This is a genomic window from Streptantibioticus parmotrematis, from assembly GCF_019890615.1.
GTDB classification, from domain to species: domain Bacteria; phylum Actinomycetota; class Actinomycetes; order Streptomycetales; family Streptomycetaceae; genus Streptantibioticus_D; species Streptantibioticus_D parmotrematis.
This window is the reverse complement of record NZ_JAINVZ010000075.1, coordinates 1-393: the sequence shown is the minus strand read 5'-3', so window position 1 is coordinate 393 and position 393 is coordinate 1. Positions and strand designations below refer to the sequence as shown.

The following is a 393-nucleotide window of genomic DNA, read 5'->3' as shown; positions in this document are numbered from 1 at the left end:
CTGCTGCTGACCTGGATCCGCATGCCGTTCCCGCTGCTGCGGCAGACGGCGTGGCTGCTGACCGTCGCGACCGTGGTGTTCAACGCCGCGTCGGCCTCCGACCCGCTGGGCATGGGGATGCACGCCGTCATCCCGGTGCTGTTCGTCGTCACGGTCGAGGCCGCGCGCCACGCCGTCGGGCGGATCGCCGACATCACCGCGGACAAGCACATGGAGGGCGTGCGGCTCACGCGCTGGCTGCTGGCGCCGGTCCCGACGTTCCTGCTGTGGCGGCGGATGAAGCTGTGGGAGCTGCGCTCGTACGACCAGGTCATCAAGCTGGAGCAGGAGCGGCTCGTCTACCAGGCGCGGCTGCGCTCGCGCTTCGGACGCGCCTGGCGGCGCAAGGCCCCG

At 71.8% G+C, this 393-nt stretch carries 1 protein-coding gene; it reads left to right on the top strand.

Annotated elements, in window-relative coordinates:
- The coding region (locus K7472_RS32305; protein ID WP_222982834.1) for a DUF2637 domain-containing protein at positions 1-393 on the top strand (393 nt) is incomplete at both ends.